Annotated in this window: 1 protein-coding gene and 2 pseudogenes; 1 reads left to right on the top strand and 2 read right to left on the bottom strand. The window is 29.8% G+C overall.

Translation table 11 applies throughout. The features are described 5' to 3' along the window. Both ELQ16_RS09740 and ELQ16_RS09745 read right to left on the bottom strand, forming a co-directional pair. Positions 1-179: pseudogene (locus ELQ16_RS09740) on the bottom strand (flagellin); the annotation flags it as partial. A gap of 251 nt (positions 180-430) precedes the next feature. Then, the gene (locus ELQ16_RS09745; RefSeq protein WP_134239444.1) at positions 431-1,654 is read right to left on the bottom strand and encodes a site-specific integrase; all 1,224 of its coding nucleotides are present in this window, start codon (positions 1,652-1,654) and stop codon (positions 431-433) included. A 119-nt stretch (positions 1,655-1,773) separates the two neighbouring features. Between ELQ16_RS09745 and ELQ16_RS10595 the strand changes: the two are divergent. After that, a pseudogene (locus tag ELQ16_RS10595) lies at positions 1,774-1,850 on the top strand (hypothetical protein); the annotation flags it as partial.

Here is a 1,850-nt window from a genome sequence, read left to right on the forward strand (position 1 = left end):
GTAGAAGCTTGAGATCTTAAACTGTCTGCGATAGCCATACCTGACGCATCATCTGCTGCAGAGTTGATTCGAAGACCAGAACTAAGTCTTGCCAAAGATTGATCTAAACTTTTGCTGTTTAAATCAGCGTTTGCCTTAGCATTAAGTGCTGCCACATTAGTGTTGATACGAAATCCCATTTTAAATCCTTTTAAATGAATTCAACCGCTTCCTTGCGATTGTTAAAAGCAATATCGTTAAGATAAAAAAATAATTTATAGTTTTTTGGATATTTTTTATAATTTTTTATCAAAGCAAGTAAAAATAGATGTTTGAAAAGTTTTTTTGGAATTTTCATATCAAAAAAGTCAATAAAAAAGTCAATAAAATTTAACAATTTGGCTAGAAAAATGACTTGCTTGTGTTGTCAAAATCTAGCATTAGTAAGGTTTTAGTGTCTGTCTTTAATATTTTGGTGATTTTTGTTTGATTTATTTGCAAATAATTCATCAATTTTTTCATCCCACGCAATGATACTTTGTAAATAATCGCCCCACCACTGCATTAATTTTGCTTTTGCTTTTAAATTTAAGGCATGATTGTAGCTTGCTTTTACTTTGTTTGATTCACTATGTGCAAGACATTGTTCTATAATATCACTTGAAATTTTATGTTTAAAACGATACTCGTGAGCTAGGGTGCTAAACATCGCGCGAAAACCGTGAGGTGTAAATTCATCTCCTGTATAACCAAGACTTTTAAACATCATACGCATAGTATTTTCTCCAAGAATTCCATCGTAACTGTTTGGACTTGAAAAAAGGTATTTTTTGGAAGCAAAAGTTTTGTAGCGTTTTAGTATATCGATAAGTTGAGAATTTAAGCTAATGTTGTGATTTTTTCTTGCCTTCATTTTAAAGGCTGGGATATGCCAAATTTGATTTTTCAAATCAAGCTCGCTCCATTTGCAAGTGCGGATATTAAATGCTCTTTGAACACTTAACATACACATAAGAGTTGCAACTTTAACTTCCAAACTTCCTTTATAAGAAAATATAGAAAGCAGTAATTTTTTTATGGAATTTTTATCCAGCAAAGTGGCATAATGTTTGGTATGGCGTTTGATGATTAAATCTTTGCGCGAAAGATTATTCATAGGATTATTTGCAATAAGTCCTTTCATCATAGCAAAACGAAAAATTTCATTTAATATAGAAAAAAATTTACTCGCACTTTCTTTTATACCTTTTTTTCTAAAAAGCTCAAAACTTTTTAATAAATCCAATATGCTAATTTTGTCTATTTCATAGTTTCCATAAAAAACAAAAGCAAAACGCTTAAGCAAGCTTAGTAAAGATTGATAAGTTTTATCTGTAACTTGTTTTTGTTTTATTTGCATTTTTTCTAAAGCAAGGGTTTGGAATGTTGTTTTTGAAATATCTTTAAGCAATGTCTTTTTAAGTATATTGCGTTGATTTCTTGCAAATTTAAGATTTATTAATGGATGTTTGCCTAGACTTTTCCTTTTGTATTTAAGAGTTTTTGTGCATTTGTAATTGTAAAAAAATGTTTTTGTTCCACTAGGATAAATGCAGAGTAAAAGATTGTCCTTATCTGCAACATAATATTTTACATCCTTTGGCTTTAAACTTCTTATTTTTCTTTCATTTAGCATAATAATCCTTTTAAAATAAAGTCAATAAAAAAGTCAATAGTATAAAAATTCTTTGGCTTAAATTTTTGAAATTTTTAAAGCAAAAAAGGGCTTTTGCTGGAAGTGCTTAGTAAAATGTAGGTCTTCGAATCAACTCTGCAGCAGATGATGCGTCAGGTATGGCTATCGCAGACAGTTTAAGAACTCAAGCTTCTAC

The sequence above is a fragment of the Campylobacter sp. US33a genome (assembly GCF_004378855.1).
Classification (GTDB): domain Bacteria; phylum Campylobacterota; class Campylobacteria; order Campylobacterales; family Campylobacteraceae; genus Campylobacter_D.